Below are 18049 nucleotides of genomic sequence, written 5' to 3'. Positions count from 1 at the left end.
GTTGTTCTTCTGCCAGCGCCAGTGGTCCTCGCACATCTGGTCCACCGTCTTGGTGGTGGACCAGCCGAGGTCGGCCAGGGCGGACGAAGCATCGGCCCAGAAGGCAGGGAGGTCGCCTGCGCGGCGGCCCGTGATTTCGTAGGGGATCGGCTGGCCAACGGCCTTCTCGAAGGAACGAAGCACCTCAAGGACGGAGGAACCCCGCCCGGAGCCGAGGTTCCAGCGGCGAACGCCTGCCCGTTCGGCAATGTAGTTCAGGGCTGCCACATGGCCGTCCGCGAGGTCCACCACGTGGATGTAATCGCGCTGTGCCGTGCCGTCAGGGGTGTCGTAGTCTCCGCCGAACACCATGAGCTTCTCGCGGCGTCCCACAGCTACCTGCGCAATGAATGGCACGAGGTTGTTGGGAATGCCTTGGGGGTCCTCGCCGATCCGGCCCGACGGGTGGGCGCCCACAGGGTTGAAATAGCGCAGCAGTGCGATATGCCAGCGGTCGTCCGCGTTGCCCAGGTCCGAGAGGATGTCCTCGATCTGTTCCTTGGTGCGGCCGTAAGGGTTGTTGGCTCCGATTTCCATCTTCTCGATGTAAGGGATGGGGTTGTGCTCGCCGTAAACGGTGGCGGAGGAGCTGAAAACGATCGAGCGGACGTCGTGCTTGTCCATGGCCCGGAGCAGGTTCAGCGTGCCCACAATGTTGTTGTAGTAATAGGCCAGTGGCTCCTGGACCGATTCGCCCACTGCCTTCAGCCCGGCGAAGTGGATCACGGCGTCGATCTGGTGCTGGTCGAAAACGGCCTCCACGGCCGGCTCGTCCACCAGGTCAACCTTGTGGAAGGCGGCACTCTTGCCGGTCAGCTCCGAGACCCGGCGGAGGGATTCCTCGCTGGAATTCACCAGGTTATCCAGCACGACGACGTCGTGCCCGGCTTCCTGAAGGGACAAAACGGTGTGCGAACCGATGTAGCCGGTGCCACCCGTGACAAGAATTTTCATGGTCCCTACGCTATCGGAAATCCAAGCCACGCCGCTCAGTGTTGAGGGGTGTGGAAGCGCGTTCGTGCTAAAAACAATTAGTGCCCAAAATTGTTGATGCCGAAGCCCGGCGCCAGGAAGTCGTCCACGCTGTTTTTCGGATCATTGCCAGTGATGGCCTGGAACGGGCGTCCCTGCGGGAAGTAGCCGATGAGGCGGGGCTGGCAGTGGGCTCGGTGCGCCACTACTTCGCCAGCAGCGACGAGCTGCTGGCGTTCTCTTTCGGCGCAGTGATCGACCGTATAGCCGGCAGGCTCGAGGCCGCACTCAGTGCAGTCGAAGCCGAGCCACCCGGAAGCCAGGAACAACACGTGGCCGTCCTGAACCTGCTCGGCCAATTCCTTCCCCTGGACGAAGAACTGGCCGTGGATGCCTGCGTCTGGATGGCCTTCCGCCATGCTGCACGCATCAAACCGGTGCTGGCCGCAGAAGCCGAGCGCAGCCACCGTACCGTAGCCGCCGTCGTCGGGCGTTTGATCATGGCGCTGAATCCCGGAGAAAGCGCCCAAGAAGGCCTCGTCACCGAGGCTGAGAGGCTCCTGGCCACCCTCGACGGTCTGTGCATGCATTCATTGCTCCAGCCGGAGTGGATGACCGCTGAAATGTGCAGCGACGTCCTCGCCGCCCACCTGCGTTCCTTGGAAGCGTCACCGGTATCCCGGTAGCCGGTTCCGCCCCCGCGAAGCAGTGGGTCCGGACCTCTACCGCCGGGGGTTAACGGGAATAGACTGGGACTTGTCGGGGACCTGCCAAAGGGAGGAAGTCGGATGCATGAGTCAGGCGGCCCGGGATGGCGCATCACCATGGATACTTCGGGGCCGATGCTCATTGCCTTGTACTTGCGTGACATTGCCGGTCTTGACGGTGCCGGCACGCCGCTGCTGTCCCATGCAGCGCCCAAGGTCCGGCACGCCGACCACAGCCACCTGACCTCGGATGTTGGGGGCATCCAGGCCCTCAAGACCGAGTGGGAGGCCTGGTGGGAAAGCCTGGTGAAGTCCTATCCCAAACCCGCATCTGAGCTGGCACCGCCAAGCTTCAAGGCGTTCGGGAATTCGCCTGCCCTCCAGCGCGTCCTCCAGGCCCATTTCGGCTCTGCCCTTGGTTGGGCAACGGACAGGATCGACGAGTACGCAGACCTGGAAGCAGCGCGCGAGGCAAATGGCGTCACCCACGTGCTGAACGAGATGGTGGAGGACAGGCTCCTGGAGGTCGGCAGGAGCTCCCGGGACTTCGAGCTCACCATCATCGAACTGCCACTCAGCGAACCCCGGGCCTGGTATCTGGAGCCCAACACCATGATCATGAGCCACCGGCTTTTGTCGGAGCCGGACGTGTTCCGCAGTTACGTCCAGCCGGTGGTGGAGCTCCTGGTCTGACCTACAGAAACTCAGGTGGTGGGGGCAGACACCGTGATGGTGACCGGTCCGGCTGGAGCCGCCGACGCTTGCCAGCCGTTGCGTTTCTCCCGGTTCCAGGTCTGGCCGGCAACATCGACTTGCGTGATGGACAGCGTCTTGGCATTCGCTACAGCCCAGTGAGCCACGGCCCAGGCCTGGGTTCCGCTGATATTCAGCTGCACCGTCCGGCCCTGAACGGTGGCCGGCTGGGTGCCGAACGCCGTCGAAAGTTCATCGACGACGGCGGCAGGGTCGCCTGCCGCTTCGGGCATGCGCAATTCGCAGCTCAATGATGACTCCGAGTGCCCGGTCAGCGCCGACGCGAAGGCGCGGCCCATCGGTTCATGCTGAGCGTAGGCGCGTGGGAATGCCGAACGCTGGACCGCTTGCGCGGCTTGGGTGATCTCCATGGTTTCGAAGCCGGGCACTTTGACCAGCCCGTCATAGAACGCGTTGGTTGCATACACGGGGTCCATCACTTGGGCTTCCGTGCCCCATCCCTGCGAGGGCCGCTGCTGGAACAGGCCGCGGGAGTCGGGACCGGCGTCGTCACCGTAGTTGATGTTGCGAAGCCTGGATTCCTGCATGGCCGTGGCGAGGGCGATGCTCGCGGCACGCGGGGGAAGTCCGCGCCTGACGGAGATCGCGGAAATAAGCGAAGCGTTGGCTGCCTGGTCCGTGGCGAGCTCGTGGCTGTCAGAACCTACGACGGCGACGCAGCGCTCCGTGACCAGGGTCTCGGAGCGCTGCAGTACAGCCACGATCGCGTAGATTGCCCCTGCTATGAGGGCCAAGGCCAGCACCGCAACGATGGCGCGGCGGAACCGGCGCACGGATTTCCTCCTGCTAGTTGGCGTGAAGTGCCTCGTTCAGTTCCACCGTCTGGCCCTTGCGGGGAAGGACTTCCACGCCGCCGGTGGTGGAGTTGCGACGGAACAGCAGGTTGGGAACGCCGGAGAGTTCCACGGCCTTGATGATGGTGCTGGTGTCCTCGCCGTTCTCGTCCTTGGGCCCCGGCACGCGAACCCGGGTGCCGGCGGTGACGTACAGGCCGGCTTCAACCACGGAGTCATCGCCGATGCTGATGCCTACGCCGGAGTTGGCGCCCAGCAGGACGCGCTCACCCAGTGCGATCTTTTCCTTGCCGCCACCGGAGAGGGTGCCCATGATGGAGGCTCCGCCGCCAACGTCGGTGCCGTCGCCGGCGACCACGCCAGCGGAGATGCGGCCCTCGACCATGGAGGTGCCCAGAGTGCCGGCGTTGAAGTTCACGAAGCCCTCGTGCATCACGGTGGTGCCTTCGGCCAGGTGGGCGCCGAGGCGGACACGGTCGGCGTCGGCGATGCGCACGCCGGAGGGAACGACGTAGTCAACCATGCGCGGGAACTTGTCCACGCCGTAAACCACAACGTTGCCGCGCTTGCGCAGCCGCGCCCGGGTCAGCTCGAAGCCATCAACCGCGGCCGGGCCGAAGTTGGTCCATACCACGTTGGGGAGCTTGCCGAAGACGCCGTCCAGGTTGATGCTGTTCGGCTTCACCAAGCGGTGGGAAAGAAGGTGCAAACGCAGGTAGGCGTCGGCAGTGTCTGCCGGGGCGGCGTCGAGGTCGATCTGGGCGAAGACGACCTTCTGCTCGGTGCCGCGGTCTGCGTCCTTGCTCTGGTCGGCGAGTGCCGTCAGGGCAGGATCAGCGTTCTCCACGTCCCGGAGAGAGTCAGCGGCGACACCCAAGGAAGGTGCCGGGTACCAGACGTCCAGCACGGTTGCTTCCCCGGATGCCGAGGTGGCAATGGTGGCGAGGCCGAATCCGTAGGCTGAGCGGGTGTCGGTGGCTGTGCTTGCGGGCACGGTGGAAGAAGCAGTTTCAGTCATGCGCCAAGTGTATCCAGCAGGCAGAGGTCGGTTAAAACCCGTCTCACGGACAGCAGGTCGCAATGGGGGTTGTTAAGCTGGAGCAGTGACCCAGAACCCTGCCCTCCTTGACCTGCGCCAGGACGTCGCCTTGCTGACAGCGGCGATCATCGACTACAACAGCGTGTCCGGAAACGAGACTGAGCTCGCGGACGCCGTGGAGGCAGCCCTCCGCGCCATTCCCGCCTACACGGTGATCAGGGACGGCGATGCGATTATCGCGCGCACCGAACTTGGCCGGGCTGAGCGCGTCATCCTGGCAGGACACCTGGACACGGTCCCGCTGCCCACCGTTGAAGGTTCCTTGGGTACCGTTCCGGCCACTTGGGAGTCCGGCACGCCGGGGGAGGGTGTGCTGTATGGCCGCGGCACCACCGACATGAAGGGCGGCGTGGCGGTGCAGCTCGCCTTGGCCGCCACACTGTTCGACGACGGCAGGCAGCCGGACAAGGACGTGACTTTCGTCTTCTACGACCATGAGGAAGTGGAAGCGGTCAAGAGCGGGCTGGGGCGTCTGGTCCGGAACCACGGTGAGCAGCTCCACGGCGATTTCGCGATCCTGCTGGAACCAACCCACGGCACGGTGGAGGGTGGTTGCAACGGAACCAGCCGGTTCGAAGCCACCACCCTGGGTGAAACCGCGCACTCCGCCCGCGCATGGATGGGAGTGAACGCCATTCATGCTGCCGCTCCCATTCTGGAACGGCTGGCCGCCTACCAACCCCGCACCATCAACGTGGACGGCCTGGACTACCGTGAAAGCCTCAACGCCGTGAAGATCAAGGGTGGCACGGCAGGCAACGTCATCCCGGACCGGTGCGTGGTGGAGATCAACTACCGCTTTGCCCCGGACAAGACCCCGGACCAGGCCGAAGCCCACGTCCGCGAACTGCTGGAAGGGTTCGACGTCGTCCGGACCGACGCCGCTGCGGGCGCGCGGCCGGGACTCAACCACCCCGCCGCCGCGTCCTTCGTTGCCGCCGTGGGTGCCGAGCCAAAGCCCAAATACGGATGGACCGACGTCGCGCGTTTCAGTGAGCTGGGAATCCCGGCGGTGAACTTCGGCCCCGGCGACCCCCTGCTGGCGCACAAAGACAACGAACACGTCGACGCCGATGCGATCCGTGAGTGCCTGCGGGCACTGCGGACGTGGCTGGCTTAGCCCGACGAATCAAAAGAAGGTCCGCAGCCTGGTGGCTGCGGACCTTCTTTGCGTGGTGCGGAGACTACTTCTTTTCCGGGTTCGCCGCGCCAGGAACCACGTTCTGCGCAACGGGGTCGTTGCCGGTCCCTTCGAGGCCGGTGCGAATTGTCATCGGAGCCATGCCACCCGCGGCCTTCTTGGAGCCGCGGCGCTCAATCAGGATCGCAATCCGGGACACCGTCAGGTTGATCAGGATGTAGATCGCAGCGCCCACAAAGAACGCAGGGAACAGGAAGTTCGGCCCGAGGAAGTCTGCCATGATCTGGATCTTCCGCAGCAATTCCTCGTACCCGACGATGTAGCCCAGCGAGGTGTCCTTCAACAGGACCACCAGCTGTGCCACCAATGACGGAAGCATGCGGCGCACGGCCTGCGGGAACTCGATGGACATCCGGGACTGGAAGCTCCGCAGGCCAATGGCCAGGCCCGCTTCGCGTTGTCCTTTGGGCAGCGACTGGATGCCTGCACGGAGGATTTCGGCAAAGATGGCGGCGTTGTACAGCGTCAGGCCCACGACGACGGCCTGGAACTGACCGGTTGCAAAGACCAGCAGGATGAACAACATCATGAGGACCACGGGCATGCCACGCAGGAATTCCAGTACCACCTGGGTGGGGATACGGATCCAGGCGATCAGGGAAATCCGCAACAGGCACAGTGCGATGCCGAGCGGGAAAGCGATGACCGCTGCTACCGCTGCCGCTGCCAGCGTGGACAGGATGCCCTGGCCGATCAAGCTCCAGACATCCGGCGCCATGGGACCGTAGAAGATTTCCCAACGGTCGGCGTCGAAGATTCCCTGTTGTGCCAGGGTGGTCACCGCAATGGCGAGTACGCCCAAGATGATCAGGATGCCCACGGCGGAGCCGATGAGCGAGTAGAGGCGGGCCTTGGGCCCGGGGACGTCGTACAGAACCGAGGTCATCGGGCAATCGCCACCTTACGTTCAACAAAGTGAGCCAGGAGGCCCAGCGGCACTGTGATCAGGAGGTAGAAGAACGCCACCCCAAGGAGGATCCAAAGAACCTGGTCGCCGTAGTCGTTGGAGAGCTTGCGGCCATAGCCGAAAAGCTCAAGGACGAAGAAGGCGCCGGCTACCGATGAGTTCTTCACCAGGGCGATCAGGATATTGATCAAGGGCGGGATCACAGTGCGGACAGCCTGTGGGAGGACGATGAAGCCCAGCACCTGGATGAAGGTCATCCCGATGCTTCGGGCGGCCTCGGCTTGTCCTACGGGCACGCTGTTGACGCCGGAACGGACGGCTTCGGCGATGAAGGCGGCCGTGTAGCTGCTCAAAGCGATGATGGCAGCCACTTCGAATTGTTCGAACTTGACGCCCAACCGCGGGAGAACGATTGCGGCGAAGAAGAAGATGATGGTGAGGGGTGTGTTTCGGGCGACTTCAACGTAGAACGTGCTGAATCCGCGGAGGGCAGCCACGGGGGAGACCCTCATGGCCGCCAGGATCGTCCCGACGATGAGGGCAATGATTCCTGAAATGACGGAAAGGTAAAGGGTTCGGAGAAATCCGTCCCAGTATTGGGGGAGGCTTGCTATGACGGCGTCCATGGGTTCCTTTGGCTGCAGCTAATCAGGGAACAGGGTCCTGGATTCGTCAGCTGCCGCCGTCCATCGGGCGGCGGCAGCTGACTGGTCCCGACTAGTAGCGGTTGATCGCAGGAAGTGAAGGAGCGGTCTTGATGACCTTTCCTGCAGTGGCTTCCCAGGCCTTCTTGTAGGTGCCGTCCTTTTCGAAGCCCTCAAGCTGGTCATTGATCCAGTTGCGGAAGACGGTGTCGTCCTTCTTCAGGCCGATGCCGTAGGGCTCCTTGGTGAAGGTCTGGTCCGAAGCGAGCTTGAAGGCGTCCGGTTCCTTGTCGACGTAGCCGGCGAGGATGACGTTGTCGGTGGTGACAGCCACAACCTGCTTGTTACGCAGCGGCTCAAGGCAAGCGGTGTAGGTTGCGGCGGGGACAACCTCTGCGCCGTACTTCTCAGCGATGGTCTTGGCAGGGGTGGAACCGGTGACGGAGCAGACCTTCTTGCCCTTGACGTCTTCAGGCTTGGTGATGGAGTTGTCGTCCTTGTTCACCAGCAATGCCTGGCCGGCTTCGTAGTACGGTCCGGCGAAAGCGACCTTTTCCTTGCGGGCATCGTTGATGGTGTAGGTGGCGATGACGAGGTCTACGCGGCCCTGCTCGATGAACGATTCGCGGTTCTGGGAGACGGTCTCAACCCATTCGATCTTGTCGGCGGGGATGCCCAGCTTGGCGGCGATTGCCTTGCCCATTTCAACGTCGAAACCGACAGGCTTGCCATCAAGGCCCTTCTGGCCGAAGAGCGGCTGGTCGAACTTGGTGCCGATGGTGATCTTCTGCGCCTTGTTCAGCTTTTCCATCGTCGTGCCGGCATCGAAGCTGGCCGAGGCAACGGGGGGAGTGGTGGAGCTTCCGCCACCTCCACAGGCGCTCAGGGAGAGGGCGAGCACGGCCGAAGCGGCCACCAGGAGCGACTTCCTCCGGGTAATAAAAGCCTTCATGACATTCCTTTCATTGGTTGGCCGTCGTACGGCCAGGGTGCGTTCTCTACAGCCGGGATGCGGGCGGTGGGGAGCTAGTGGGTCAAAAGCTTGGACAGGAAGTCCTTGGCGCGGTCGCTCTTCGGGTTGGTGAAGAACTCCTCCGGAGTTGCGTCTTCCACGATCTGGCCGTCCGCCATGAACACCACACGGTCAGCGGCCTTGCGCGCAAAGCCCATCTCATGGGTGACCACGATCATGGTCATGCCTTCTTTGGCCAGCTGGATCATGACGTCCAGGACTTCATTGATCATTTCGGGGTCAAGTGCGGAGGTGGGCTCATCAAAGAGCATGACCTTCGGCTTCATGGCCAGTGCACGGGCGATGGCTACGCGCTGCTGCTGACCGCCGGACAGCTGGGCGGGCAGCTTCGGAGCCTGGTGACCCACACCGACACGCTCGAGCAGTGCCATGGCTTCCTTGTCAGCTGTCCCCTTGGCCACCTTCTTGACCTTGATCGGCCCCAGCGTGACGTTCTCAAGAATCGTCTTGTGGGCGAACAGGTTGAAGGACTGGAAGACCATTCCGACGTCGGCCCGCAGGTGGGCGAGGTCCTTGCCTTCTTCCGGGAGCTTCTTCCCGTCGATGGCAATCGCACCGTCGTCGATCGTTTCCAAACGGTTGATCGCGCGGCACAAGGTGGACTTGCCGGAGCCGGACGGTCCGATGACCACCACGACTTCGCCCTTCCGAACCTGCAGGTTGATGTCTTTCAGGACGTGCAGTTGACCGTAATGCTTATTGACGCCGTTCAGTGAGACGAGGGCATCGCCGGACGCTTGAGTAGTCATACGAAGAATCTAGCGAACAAAGACCCAAATATGACTACGGTCACGCCAAGTTCGCCAAGATCGTGATTGAACAGAAACCTGTCCTTCAGCGATATGCCAGACTGCAATGCAACGGGCGGGTCGCATGGACGAAGCAGGGGTCCATAGGGACTAGCCTTGGGCAATGAGCATCAGCCAGCACCCAGTTCCCCATCCGGATGCCAACGGACGCGCCAAGTCCAGCCATGTGCCCTTGCCGTCCGAGATAGCGCCTGCCAAGCACAAGGGCTCCTTGGAGCTGCGACGGAAACAAGCCGATACGGGGATGTCCGACCAGCACTTGCTGGACACGAGTGGTGCCGGCCAGTTCATTCATACGGATCCTTGGCGGGTCCTGCGGATCCAGAGCGAATTCGTGGAGGGCTTCGGTGCCCTGGCAGACCTGGGGCCTGCTGTCAGTGTCTTCGGTTCGGCACGGACCAAACCGGGCACCGAGTACTACGAGATGGCTGTCGACGTCGGCCGGAAGCTTGCCGAAGCCGGAGTTGCGGTCATCACAGGCGGCGGCCCCGGTTCCATGGAGGCAGCCAACAAAGGTGCTGTGGAGGGCAACGGGGTCTCCGTCGGCCTGGGCATCGAGCTTCCCTTCGAACAGGGGCTCAACCAGTGGGTGGACCTGGGCATCAACTTCAGGTATTTTTTTGCCCGCAAAACCATGTTCGTCAAGTACGCGCAGGGCTTTGTGGTCCTGCCGGGCGGACTGGGCACCCTGGATGAACTCTTCGAGGCTATGGTCCTCGTCCAGACACGCAAGGTGACCTCGTTCCCGATTGTGCTGCTGGGCGTGGGCTTCTGGGGACCCATGATCGAATGGATCAGGGAAACTCTGGTGGCAGAGGGCATGGTGTCCGAAAAGGACCTCGACCTGATCCAGCTGGTCGATGACCCGGCAGACGCCGTCCATCGCGTGCTCCATGGTGCCCCGCTGCCCAGCCCCACCGGAGAGCAGCGCCCGGAGTAGCAACGGGTTTCTGGCACCATGGACACTGTGAGCTTTTTTCTGGTGTTCGTCGCGATTGTCCTGGTTGGCGCTGCCCTCTTTGTGGGCGCCGGAATCGTCCGCGGCCGCTCCATGGGGGCCGGCCTGGATGACCCGACGCCAAACCTCCCTCCGGTGTTACTGCCGGCGGAGGCCAAGCCATCCGACATCGATACAGTCCGCTTCGCCCTGGGCCTGCGGGGCTACCGCATGGACCAGGTGGACCAGGTACTCGATGAACTCCGGGACCAGTTGAAGGCCAAGGACCGCGAGATCGAGCGGCTCAGTGGCCTCACGCCGCAGCGGCCCGGCGTCGATGATGATACCCGGACCAAACAGTGAGTTCCGGGGCTCAGATGCCCGGGGGAGTGGGACCCACGGCACTCCTTTCGCGTGCCGTGTCGGATGCCGGCGCGCGGATGGCACGGTGGCCGTGGTGGCTCCAGGTTGCTGCGGTCTTCATCGTTGCGCGGCTGGTCAGTGCGTGCATCTTCATGGCCGCCGCAGTGCACCAAGGGACCAACCCTTGGTTTGCGCCGGCACCGGACTACTGGAACTTCATCACCATCTGGGATGCACGCTGGTACCAGCAGGCCGTTGACGACGGCTACCCGGCTGTCCTGCCGCTAGACCAGAACGGCGTGGTGAAGGAAAACGCGTGGGCCTTCTACCCGTTGTTTCCCTTGCTCGCCCGTGGGCTTTCGGCCATCACAGGGCTGGGCACGCTTCCAGCGCTCACTGCCATCGCTATGGTGGCAGGTCTTGCAGCCGTCCTGGTCATTCATCAGCTCTTCAGGCAGTTCGCGGGCAGGCGCGCAGCCATGTGGGGCGTCATTTTCGTCTCGACCTTTCCCATCGCGCCGATCCTCCAGGTCCCCTACGCGGAGTCCTTGAACCTCCTGCTTCTGGCAGCGTCCCTGCTGTTGGTTGTACGGCGGCACTACCTGGCGGCCATACCGGTGGTCCTTCTGATGTCGCTGTCCCGGCCCTCGGGCGTCCCGTTCGCGGCCATGGTGGGCCTCCTTTTCCTCTGGCATCTATGGCAGCGTTTCGGGCCGGCCAGGAACAGGCAAGGGTTCGTTTCCGATACCCGGCCCTTGTCCACGCGGAACCTGTTGTCGCTGGGTGCCTTGGTGGCAGCCGCCTGTGTCGCAGCCCTTGCATGGCCGGCGATTGCCTGGGCGGCCACCGGCGACCCTGCAGCCTATACCCGCACTGAAACTGCATGGCGCGGGGATGACCTGGTGCCCTTCAAGCCCTGGTTCGACACCGGCCGGATGCTTTTTGGTCCAGTCCTTGGCGTGCTCGCCCCCTTTGTCTTCACGGCGTTGTTCGTACTGGTCATGATCTCCCGGCCAGTCCGGGCGCTGGGGACGGAGCTCCGGCTATGGTGTGCCTGCTACATGGGTTACCTGCTGGTATTCCTGCACCCGCAAACCAGCACGTTCCGGATGCTCCTTCCACTGTTTCCCCTTGCCCTGGCAACAGCGATGTTGTCCAAGTCCAAGGCGTACCGTGGAACCGTCGTCATCATGTTCATCCTCCTCCAGATGGTCTGGGTCGTTTGGCTCTGGGCGTGGGCCCCTTTGCCCGGAGGTGGCGATTATCCGCCCTGACGTGGAGCTTTGTTCGGGAACGGCAATATGTACAAAGCCCTGACTAACAGACTGTTGATTTCGTTACGGGCGGGTAAGTACGGGATAATGGACTATTAGCAAGGACAAAGCACCTAAAGTGCCCGGCCAAGGCGGCCTCCCAAGAGGTGCCGCCGGCTGCGATTGCTAGGCGGATCCAGCCCGGCCGGGTTGGGCGGACTTGGGACAAATGGAGGGGATTTTCCTAATGGCGGCTATGAAACCACGTACTGGCGACGGCCCTATGGAAGTTACCAAGGAGGGGCGCAGCCTGATCATGCGTGTGCCGCTCGAAGGTGGGGGACGGCTTGTGGTCGAGCTCAACGCTTCCGAAGCGGAGAACCTCAAGGAATGCCTCGTAGGTGTGACCGAATAGATTTACCAAGCAGGGCCCGGCGGAAGCTGGAGCCCTGCTTTGAGTTTAAGGGCGGCGTCCTTCGACGCCGCTCCCCGCTACTTCTTGACTGCCACCAGGAGTCCGTCACCCGTGGGCAGCATGGCCGAAGCCAGTCGCTCGTCGTCGCGGATGGCTTTGCCGATCTGGCGCAGGACCACGGTAGTCGCGTCCCGTGCAGCAGGGTTGGACACCCGGTCCTTGTCCAGGGCGTCATTGATCACCAAGGTGCCGCCGGTTTTAAGCAGACGGACCGCCTGTTCAACGTATTTGGGGAAGTTCGGCTTGTCCGCATCGATGAAGACGAGATCGTAGGCAGAGTCCGTTAGGCGAGGCAATACGTCAGCCGCCCTGCCGGAAATGGTCCTCGTACGGTTTGCCGGGCTGCCGGATTCCAGGAACGCTTCCCGTGCGGCTTTCAGGTGCTCAACATCGACGTCGATGGTTGTCAGGACCGCCTGCGGGCTGAGGCCCCGCAGCAGGCAGACCCCGGATACTCCGGCACCGGATCCGACCTCTACTACTGTCTGTGCCTTGGACGCAGCAGCAAGGACTGTCAGCACCGCACCAACACCCGGACTGATCGGGGTGACACCCAACTCGAAGGACCGCTCACGGGCACGCAACAAGACGTCGTCCTCAGCCGGCAGATCTTCTGCATAGGACCAGCTGGTTGACTTGTCGGCACTCATGAAGGATTCGCTTTCCGCGGGTAGGGGTGTTTGTACCAGACTACTGCGTGGTCCGGCGTAAACCCGCTGTTGGGAGAGCGGCATCCGGCTGTGTCCGCCGATGTTTTCTGCCCTGCGGGGAAATCTGCGGCCGGTCAGGAAATTCCCAGACAACCTTGGGATGATATTGCTCCGGTCATCCATGAGGTGGACGGCACCGGATTCTTCGGTGAACCACAGTTTGAGGGGAGTGGACGATGCCGGCATCGCATGCTGCGCCAGTCCAAACATCAGAAGGCCACGAGGCCGTAGCCGAATGGGTCATGCCCAGCTGGGAGGACGTGGTTGCGAACCACTCCGCCAAGGTATATCGCCTCGCCTACCGCCTGACCGGCAACAAGTTCGACGCCGAAGACCTCACCCAGGAGGTCTTCGTCCGCGTGTTCCGCTCGCTTGAGAACTTCAAGCCGGGAACATTGGACGGCTGGTTGCACCGCATCACCACCAACCTGTTCCTCGACCAGGCCCGTCGAAAGAGCCGCATACGGTTTGATGCGCTGGCCGAGGACGCCGAGTCCCGCCTTCCTGGCCGCGAGCCCGGACCCGAGCAGAGCTTTGAGCACAACAACCTTGACCTGGACGTCCAGCGGGCACTGGAAGAGCTCCCACCCGACTTCCGTGCCGCCGTCGTTCTTTGCGATCTTGAAGGCCTCTCCTATGACGAAGTCGCCGAGGCGCTTGGGGTGAAGCTGGGGACCGTCAGGTCCCGTATCCACCGCGGAAGGACCATGCTGCGCGAGAAGCTGGCCCACCGCGATCCCCGACCCGCCGAGGCCCGCAAGCCGCGCTTGAAGATGCCCCGCATCGCCAGCATCCACTAGGTTGTCGATGCCTCGACGTCCCTTCCGTCCGGGAGCCCTGTCCCGGCGCGCTTTTGCTGCCCGGCGCCATTCGCGGCTACCGGAACACCTGCAGGTATGTGCGGACTGCCGTGCCGCGGCAGGCCGGGAACGGCAGTACCTTGAGCGGCTCCGGGGTGCGGGCGTGCCGGAAGCGAGCCAGGACCTGGCTGCGCGCCTGATCCAGCACACAGAGCGGCTTGCCAGTGAACCTGCACAGGATCCGTGGAACCAGCCACAGCAGGGTGGGCTGTCCAGGGGTCTCCGCTTCGCTGCCGTCGCAGCGGGTACCCTCGTGGTGAGCGCCGGAGCTCTGGGCGTCGCAGCTTACGTTGTGGCCGGGGACGACCAGCCGCGGGTATTAGCCGGCGCCGGCAATGCCGGAGCGCTGGTGGGGGCATGGAGCGCTGGGCCGGTGGATGTCATGGACCCCTCGTTCAAGGCTGGAAGCACCATGAGTCTTAGTGCGTCGCAACTGGACGCCCTCCGCGACCAAGGGTGGGCCTGTCCTGAACTCCTGGAGATGGGCTTCCACGTCGTCTCCGCCCAGGCCTCGATGCTCAATGGGCACCCGGCGGTGGAAATCCGGCTCGAAAGCAACGGCCATTACGCCACCATCACCGAAGAACACCTTCCGGCCGACGCGCAATTCGCTGGCCAGAGGGGCGCGGCGCAGCTCTCCGTCACCCAGGGAACGCCGTGGAAGGCTGTCTACGCCATGCCTGCTGCCGTGATCAGCTACACCTCCGACCTGCCCCCCGAAAGCGCTGATGACGCGGTGCCGGAAATAGTCCGGGCAGGAGACTCCATGTCGCATCAAGGGCACGGGGACGGCTCCGGGTCCTGGTATGGGCGACTGCTGCGCGGACTGCAGACCCTCCTCCGTCCCGCCGGTTTATGAGCGGCACCACAGACAAGGTAATCTTCGTAGCGTGTTTGGAATCAACGGCCCGGAGTTCATAATCCTCCTTCTTATCGGCGTACTCGTGATCGGTCCCAGCCGTTTGCCCGAATACACTCAAAAGCTCGCCAACCTGGTCAAGGAAGTCCGGCGGATGGCGTCGGGCGCGCGCGAGCAGATCAAGGAAGAAGTCGGCATCGACATCGATGAGGTCGACTGGAAGAAGTACGATCCGCGTCAGTATGATCCCCGGCGCATCATCAAGGATGCACTCCTGGAAGACGATACCAAGCCAGTGAGTCCCGGTGCGCCCGTCGCCGCGGCAACTGCCTCGGCCGCGGACACCAAGCCCAAAGCCCCGGCGAGGATCATCGAGCGGCTTGCAGATGGTGAAGCCGCCCCCTTTGACACTGAAGCTACCTGACCCGGAAGACGGCGTTCAGCTCGCCCGAAAGCCGCGGTCAGCGGGGTTGGATTCCCAAAGGCATCCCGGATAGCCCACGCGGCCGGGTGGCCAGGGCCGATGCAATATCCTCCAGGGCCTTCGCGGCAGCGGTTTCAGGCGCAGACAGGACCACGGGCTTCCCGGCGTCCCCACCTTCCCGCAAACGGATGTCCAAGGGAATCTGCCCCAACAGTGGAACATCGGTGTCCACCGCAGCGCTCAACCTCGCAGCCAGGGTGGCACCGCCCCCGCTTCCGAACAACTCCATGCGGCCGCCGTCGGGCATTTCCAGGAAGGACATGTTCTCGATCACCCCGGCCACCGTCTGTCCGGTCTGGGTGGCGATCGTCCCCGCGCGTTCGGCGACGTCCGCGGCCGCTGCCTGCGGTGTGGTGACCACCAGGATCTCGGCGTTGGGAAGCAATTGGGCGACAGAGATGGCGATGTCTCCGGTGCCGGGAGGCAGGTCCAGGAAAAGGGCGTCGAGGTCGCCGAAGTACACGTCGCTGAGGAACTGTTCCAGGGCGCGGTGCAACATGGGGCCGCGCCAGGCTACGGGCGTGTTGCCTGCGACGAACATGCCGATGGAAATGACTTTTACGCCATAAGCCACTGGCGGGAGGATCATGTCGTCAACCTGTGTGGGCTTCTGCGTGATTCCCATCAGGGCCGGTACGGAGAAACCATGGACGTCCGCATCCACTATTCCAACGCGCAGTCCCTGGGCCGCCAGGGAACAGGCGAGGTTCACGGTGACGGACGACTTGCCCACGCCCCCCTTGCCGCTGGCCACCGCGTACACCTTGGTCAACGAACCCGGCTTGGTGAACGGTATTCCGCGCTGCCCGCCGGGGCCACGGAGCTGCTCTTTGAGGGCTTCGCGCTGGGCGGGCGTCATGACCTTGAGTTCCACGTCCACCCCGGTCACCCCCGGGACCTTGGACAGGGCTGCAGTGGCGTCCTCCGTGATGGTTTCGCGCAAGGGGCACCCGGCAATGGTCAGCAGGACAGCGACGTGGGCTGCGCCGGCCTCATCGGCAGAGACCGATTCCACCATCCCGAGTTCGGTGATGGGGCGGCGGAGCTCCGGATCAATGACGGTTGCCAGGGCAGCACGGAGCGCCTCGGCAGATACGGTGCTCATAAGGTCAGGCTCGGCTTTCGGGGTTCTCGGGTGTTCGCTTGGCAGTGGAATGCTGGGGGCCGGCGCTCCGCGGCGGCCGGACCTTGGGGATCTGCTGGGTGCGGGGTCCGCGGGACTTGTCCCGCTTTTCCTTCAGCTTCTCCTTGACCTTTTCTCCGGAGGATTCGCTGCCATCGGTGGCGGGATCGTGCTCGCGGAGCTCTTCCTGGGCGTCGATGATGTCTTCCAGGAGGCTCCGGAGTTCGGCCCGGACGTAGTCACGGGTGGCCACTTCACGCAGGGCAATACGCAGCGAAGCCAATTCCCGGGTCAGGTACTCGGTGTCGGAAAGGTTGCGCTCAGCGCGTTGGCGGTCCTGCTGGAGGGAGACACGGTCGCGGTCGTCCTGCCGGTTTTGGGCCAGCAGGAGCAGCGGTGCTGCGTAGGAGGCCTGGAGCGACAACATCAGGGTCAGGAGGGTGAAGCCAAGCTCCATCCGGTCAAACTGCCACTCAGTCGGCGCGAAGGTGTTCCACGCCAGCCAGAACACACAAAAGATGGTCATGTAGACCAGGAACTGCGGGGTTCCCATGAAACGGGCGAAACCCTCAGTGGCGTTGCCGAAGGCGTCCGGGTTGGGGGAGAACTTGGGCAGGATGCGTTGGCGCCCGCTCAGGGGCGTGTCCAGGCTGCTGACGGTACGCCCAGTGGCCTTGGGGGATCGGGTGGCGTTGTTATCAGCCAATGCGGCCTCCAAGTCTCCTTATAGGGGCGTCGTCCTCGTGGGCGCGCCAGTCATCCGGCAACAGGTGATCCAGCACGTCATCAACAGTCACCGCCCCCACAAGGCGGCCGTCGTCGTCGACAACTGGAAGTGAATTCAGGTTGTAGGTTGCCAAGGTCCTGGCGACCTCGCTGATGTGGGCTTGGTCCGAGAGCGGCTCAAGGTTCTTGTCCACAAGGTTGCCCAGAGGTTCCGGCGGCGGGAAACGCAGGAGCTGCTGGATATGCACCACGCCGAGGAATCGGCCCGTAGGCGTCTCCAGCGGAGGGCGGGCAATGAAGATTGATGAGGCCAAGGCAGGGGAGAGCTCCTCGCGCCGGACGTGGGCCAGGGCCTCCGCGACCGTGGCTTCCGGCGGGAGGATGACCGGGACAGGGGTCATGAGGCCGCCTGCCGTGTCTTCGTCGTACTCCAGGAGCCGGCGCACGTCCTCGGCTTCCTGAGGCTCCATAAGCTGCAGCAGTTCCTCGGCCTGCGCTGAGGGCAGCTCAGCGAGGAGGTCTGCGGCGTCGTCAGGATCCATCTCTTCAAGGACGTCTGCGGCGCGCTCCACGTCCAAGGCCGAGAGGATTTCCACTTGGTCGTCCTCGGGCAGTTCCTGCAGCACGTCCGCGAGGCGCTCGTCCTGGAGCTCGCTGGCCACTTCGAACCGGCGCTTGTCGCTCATTTCCTGCAGGGCTTCGGCAAAGTCGGCAGGCTTGAGGTCCTCGTGGGTGGCCACGAACTGGGTGGCCGCCTGCGGCTCGTTGTGGGCGCCCGTCTGGGCATCGGCCCAGTCGATGATCAGGGTCTCGTTGCGACGCAGCCGGCTCAACGGCGACAGGGAGTGGCCGCGGCGGACGAAAAGTTTGCTGACGAACCAGTCCTTGGACCTGTGCTGGTCCATGGCGATGTCCTCGATGGTGGCATCCCCGCTGCCGTCGGCAAGGGTGACGCGGCGATCAAACATCTCGGCCACCACCAGGGTCTCGGCTCCCCGCTGCTCGAAGCGTCGCAGGTTGACCAGCCCGGTGCAAATAATCTGTGTTTGGTCGATGGACGTAATGCGCGTCATGGGCACGAAGACGCGCTTCTTGCCGGGAACTTCCACCACGATGCCCACCACGTGGGGGGCTCCACGGGTGCCCCTGGAGAGCACCACGACATCGCGCAATCGGCCAAGACGGTCACCCAGGGGGTCGAAGACGTCCAGGCCGAGCAGGCGCGCGACAAAGACGCGTGAGGGATGTGTGCTCATGTTTACAGGCTACCGAGTCTGCTC

General features: G+C 63.5%; 21 protein-coding genes. 10 read left to right on the top strand and 11 right to left on the bottom strand.

Features of this window, described 5'->3' with window-relative positions:
- On the bottom strand, positions 1-993 hold a 993-nt coding region (gene galE / locus NEK97_RS08145), incomplete at its 3' end, for a UDP-glucose 4-epimerase GalE (RefSeq protein WP_257369283.1).
- An 80-nt stretch (positions 994-1073) separates the two neighbouring features.
- Between galE and NEK97_RS08140 the strand changes: the two genes are divergently transcribed.
- Complete coding sequence (locus NEK97_RS08140) at positions 1074-1697, top strand: TetR/AcrR family transcriptional regulator (protein ID WP_257369282.1); 624 nt, start codon at positions 1074-1076, stop codon at positions 1695-1697.
- A gap of 102 nt (positions 1698-1799) precedes the next feature.
- Entirely contained in the window at positions 1800-2411 is a 612-nt protein-coding gene (locus NEK97_RS08135) for a hypothetical protein (protein WP_257369281.1), read from the top strand.
- Positions 2412-2422: 11 nt separating this feature from the next.
- Here the strand turns inward: NEK97_RS08135 and NEK97_RS08130 are convergent, their stop codons facing one another.
- Both NEK97_RS08130 and dapD read right to left on the bottom strand, forming a co-directional pair.
- Positions 2423-3265, bottom strand: coding sequence for a hypothetical protein (locus NEK97_RS08130; RefSeq protein ID WP_257369280.1), 843 nt, complete (start codon positions 3263-3265; stop codon positions 2423-2425).
- A gap of 13 nt (positions 3266-3278) precedes the next feature.
- Entirely contained in the window at positions 3279-4304 is a 1026-nt protein-coding gene (gene dapD / locus NEK97_RS08125) for a 2,3,4,5-tetrahydropyridine-2,6-dicarboxylate N-succinyltransferase (protein WP_235516884.1), read from the bottom strand.
- A gap of 85 nt (positions 4305-4389) precedes the next feature.
- Between dapD and dapE the strand changes: the two genes are divergently transcribed.
- Entirely contained in the window at positions 4390-5505 is a 1116-nt protein-coding gene (gene dapE / locus NEK97_RS08120; RefSeq protein WP_257369279.1) for a succinyl-diaminopimelate desuccinylase, read from the top strand.
- Positions 5506-5569: 64 nt separating this feature from the next.
- Here the strand turns inward: dapE and NEK97_RS08115 are convergent, their stop codons facing one another.
- The 4 genes from NEK97_RS08115 to NEK97_RS08100 all read right to left on the bottom strand — a co-directional run bounded on the left by NEK97_RS08115 (position 5570) and on the right by NEK97_RS08100 (position 8919).
- On the bottom strand, positions 5570-6472 hold the full coding sequence (locus NEK97_RS08115) for an amino acid ABC transporter permease (RefSeq protein ID WP_257369278.1): 903 nt from the start codon (positions 6470-6472) through the stop codon (positions 5570-5572).
- Positions 6469-7119: an amino acid ABC transporter permease gene (locus NEK97_RS08110; protein ID WP_257369277.1), complete on the bottom strand. Its 651-nt coding sequence runs from the start codon at positions 7117-7119 to the stop codon at positions 6469-6471. The genes NEK97_RS08115 and NEK97_RS08110 overlap by 4 nt, the downstream gene beginning before the upstream one ends.
- 91 nt (positions 7120-7210) lie before the next feature.
- The gene (locus tag NEK97_RS08105; protein ID WP_257369276.1) at positions 7211-8089 is read right to left on the bottom strand and encodes a glutamate ABC transporter substrate-binding protein; all 879 of its coding nucleotides are present in this window, start codon (positions 8087-8089) and stop codon (positions 7211-7213) included.
- 74 nt (positions 8090-8163) lie between these two features.
- Positions 8164-8919 carry an amino acid ABC transporter ATP-binding protein gene (locus NEK97_RS08100; RefSeq protein ID WP_235516869.1) on the bottom strand — a complete coding sequence of 252 codons (756 nt, stop codon included), beginning with the start codon at positions 8917-8919 and terminating at the stop codon, positions 8164-8166.
- 163 nt (positions 8920-9082) lie between these two features.
- Here NEK97_RS08100 and NEK97_RS08095 point away from each other — a divergent pair, with 163 nt between their 5' ends.
- From NEK97_RS08095 to NEK97_RS08080, 4 genes are all read left to right on the top strand, one after another.
- Positions 9083-9919 (top strand): TIGR00730 family Rossman fold protein, encoded by an 837-nt coding sequence (locus NEK97_RS08095; protein WP_257369275.1) that lies wholly within the window; start codon positions 9083-9085, stop codon positions 9917-9919.
- An 18-nt stretch (positions 9920-9937) separates the two neighbouring features.
- Positions 9938-10279 carry a DivIVA domain-containing protein gene (locus NEK97_RS08090; protein WP_257369274.1) on the top strand — a complete coding sequence of 114 codons (342 nt, stop codon included), beginning with the start codon at positions 9938-9940 and terminating at the stop codon, positions 10277-10279.
- 77 nt (positions 10280-10356) lie between these two features.
- Positions 10357-11553, top strand: a complete 1197-nt coding sequence (locus tag NEK97_RS08085; protein ID WP_257369299.1) for a hypothetical protein — start codon at positions 10357-10359, stop codon at positions 11551-11553.
- Positions 11554-11779: 226 nt separating this feature from the next.
- Complete coding sequence (locus tag NEK97_RS08080) at positions 11780-11947, top strand: DUF3117 domain-containing protein (RefSeq protein ID WP_211714277.1); 168 nt, start codon at positions 11780-11782, stop codon at positions 11945-11947.
- A gap of 77 nt (positions 11948-12024) precedes the next feature.
- Here NEK97_RS08080 and NEK97_RS08075 read toward each other — a convergent pair whose 3' ends face one another.
- Positions 12025-12657 (bottom strand): O-methyltransferase, encoded by a 633-nt coding sequence (locus NEK97_RS08075; RefSeq protein ID WP_257369273.1) that lies wholly within the window; start codon positions 12655-12657, stop codon positions 12025-12027.
- 236 nt (positions 12658-12893) lie between these two features.
- On the opposite strand from NEK97_RS08075, the gene sigE reads away from it, so the two are divergent.
- From sigE to NEK97_RS08060, 3 genes are read left to right on the top strand one after another with little or no spacing between them, the layout of a single operon-like run.
- Positions 12894-13517, top strand: a complete 624-nt coding sequence (gene sigE, locus NEK97_RS08070) for an RNA polymerase sigma factor SigE (RefSeq protein WP_235520688.1) — start codon at positions 12894-12896, stop codon at positions 13515-13517.
- A gap of 7 nt (positions 13518-13524) precedes the next feature.
- Complete coding sequence (locus tag NEK97_RS08065; RefSeq protein WP_257369272.1) at positions 13525-14436, top strand: hypothetical protein; 912 nt, start codon at positions 13525-13527, stop codon at positions 14434-14436.
- 31 nt (positions 14437-14467) lie between these two features.
- A complete protein-coding gene (locus NEK97_RS08060; protein ID WP_235520686.1) occupies positions 14468-14860 on the top strand; it encodes a Sec-independent protein translocase TatB in 393 nt (130 codons plus the stop codon).
- Positions 14861-14897: 37 nt separating this feature from the next.
- On the opposite strand, the gene NEK97_RS08055 is transcribed toward NEK97_RS08060, so the two are convergent.
- The 3 genes from NEK97_RS08055 to NEK97_RS08045 are packed head-to-tail and all read right to left on the bottom strand — an operon-like array spanning position 14898 to position 18025.
- Positions 14898-16025 (bottom strand): Mrp/NBP35 family ATP-binding protein, encoded by a 1128-nt coding sequence (locus tag NEK97_RS08055; protein WP_257369271.1) that lies wholly within the window; start codon positions 16023-16025, stop codon positions 14898-14900.
- Between the two features lie 4 nt (positions 16026-16029).
- Positions 16030-16761, bottom strand: coding sequence for a DUF1003 domain-containing protein (locus tag NEK97_RS08050; RefSeq protein WP_235520684.1), 732 nt, complete (start codon positions 16759-16761; stop codon positions 16030-16032).
- Positions 16742-18025, bottom strand: coding sequence for a magnesium transporter MgtE N-terminal domain-containing protein (locus NEK97_RS08045; protein ID WP_144648468.1), 1284 nt, complete (start codon positions 18023-18025; stop codon positions 16742-16744). The genes NEK97_RS08050 and NEK97_RS08045 overlap by 20 nt, the downstream gene beginning before the upstream one ends.
- Between the last annotated feature and the right edge of the window lie 24 nt (positions 18026-18049).

It is taken from the genome of Paenarthrobacter sp. UW852 (assembly GCF_024608385.1).
GTDB lineage: Bacteria > Actinomycetota > Actinomycetes > Actinomycetales > Micrococcaceae > Arthrobacter.
Note: the sequence above shows the minus strand (reverse complement) of the source record. Positions and strands in the feature narration are given on the sequence as shown.

Coding starts and splice junctions, on each gene's coding strand:
- NEK97_RS08135 (WP_257369281.1), top strand. CDS start 1,800: ATGCATGAGTCAGGCGGCCCGGGATGGCGCATCACCATGGATACTTCG.
- dapD (WP_235516884.1), bottom strand. CDS start 4,304: ATGACTGAAACTGCTTCTTCCACCGTGCCCGCAAGCACAGCCACCGAC.
- NEK97_RS08115 (WP_257369278.1), bottom strand. CDS start 6,472: ATGACCTCGGTTCTGTACGACGTCCCCGGGCCCAAGGCCCGCCTCTAC.
- NEK97_RS08110 (WP_257369277.1), bottom strand. CDS start 7,119: ATGGACGCCGTCATAGCAAGCCTCCCCCAATACTGGGACGGATTTCTC.
- NEK97_RS08105 (WP_257369276.1), bottom strand. CDS start 8,089: ATGAAGGCTTTTATTACCCGGAGGAAGTCGCTCCTGGTGGCCGCTTCG.
- NEK97_RS08100 (WP_235516869.1), bottom strand. CDS start 8,919: ATGACTACTCAAGCGTCCGGCGATGCCCTCGTCTCACTGAACGGCGTC.
- NEK97_RS08095 (WP_257369275.1), top strand. CDS start 9,083: ATGAGCATCAGCCAGCACCCAGTTCCCCATCCGGATGCCAACGGACGC.
- NEK97_RS08090 (WP_257369274.1), top strand. CDS start 9,938: ATGGACACTGTGAGCTTTTTTCTGGTGTTCGTCGCGATTGTCCTGGTT.
- NEK97_RS08085 (WP_257369299.1), top strand. CDS start 10,357: ATGGCACGGTGGCCGTGGTGGCTCCAGGTTGCTGCGGTCTTCATCGTT.
- NEK97_RS08080 (WP_211714277.1), top strand. CDS start 11,780: ATGGCGGCTATGAAACCACGTACTGGCGACGGCCCTATGGAAGTTACC.
- NEK97_RS08075 (WP_257369273.1), bottom strand. CDS start 12,657: ATGAGTGCCGACAAGTCAACCAGCTGGTCCTATGCAGAAGATCTGCCG.
- sigE (WP_235520688.1), top strand. CDS start 12,894: ATGCCGGCATCGCATGCTGCGCCAGTCCAAACATCAGAAGGCCACGAG.
- NEK97_RS08065 (WP_257369272.1), top strand. CDS start 13,525: ATGCCTCGACGTCCCTTCCGTCCGGGAGCCCTGTCCCGGCGCGCTTTT.
- NEK97_RS08055 (WP_257369271.1), bottom strand. CDS start 16,025: ATGAGCACCGTATCTGCCGAGGCGCTCCGTGCTGCCCTGGCAACCGTC.
- NEK97_RS08045 (WP_144648468.1), bottom strand. CDS start 18,025: ATGAGCACACATCCCTCACGCGTCTTTGTCGCGCGCCTGCTCGGCCTG.